General features: G+C 62.0%; 1 protein-coding gene. It reads right to left on the bottom strand.

Features of this window, described 5'->3' with window-relative positions; genetic code table 11:
* A partial coding sequence (locus DU29_RS0128775) for a LysR family transcriptional regulator (protein ID WP_028624788.1) occupies positions 1-815 on the bottom strand: 815 nt, incomplete at both ends.

The following is an 815-nucleotide window of genomic DNA, read 5'->3' on the forward strand; positions in this document are numbered from 1 at the left end:
CTCGACTTCCTCTTGGGAATCGGGTTCAAGGGGGGGCGTGGCTCTGATGCCGTCCGGCGATTCGATGGCCTGCACACGCTCGATAAAGCGTGACAGCACGTCCGAGGATCCACCTTCCCGGTGCAGCACATAAGTGGTCAGCATGGGTGAGCGACCCGCCAGCGGCCGAGCCACAATCCCAGGCTCACGGCTGCCTGCGATATGCGGCGCTCCGGCTAGGCCCAGCGCAAAGCCCGCCGACACTAACGCCATCATCAAATCGCACGAAGCCACACGTTCGGCAATCAGCGGCTCCATATCTATCCGGCGCAGTACGCGCTCGACTTGGCGAGCATGGCCTTCGCATACGTGCGGATCGCACAACACCAGCGGATAGCGCAGCACTTCTTCCAGCGGGATGCGCTTGTGCTTCAAAAGCGGATGACGTGCAGGAACCGCCACCATCAGCGCATCGCTCCAAACGGCTTCGGCAGTGATGCCTTCTCCAACTTCATCGGACTGGGCAAAGCCCACGTCGTAAAGGTCGTCATGCAGTCCCTTGATCTGCTGCGACAAGGGTACCTCGAACAGGCGAATCTCGACTTCGGGTTCTTCCTGCCGACACAGCGCCAGCAAGGACGGCAGGCGCGAGGGCGTGATGCCGTCGGACAGTGCGATACGCAACTGACCGTGGAAGCCGTTGGTGGCTGCATTCACGCTATCGCGCGCCTGCTGCAAGGCGGTGAAGATGCGCGGCACATGCTCCAGAAACAGCTTGCCCGCCCGTGTCAGCCGCGTGCTGCGGCTGGTACGAATGAACAACTGTTCGCCCAGGC

This window comes from Pseudomonas sp. Ant30-3 (genome assembly GCF_000690905.1).
Taxonomy (GTDB): domain Bacteria; phylum Pseudomonadota; class Gammaproteobacteria; order Pseudomonadales; family Pseudomonadaceae; genus Aquipseudomonas.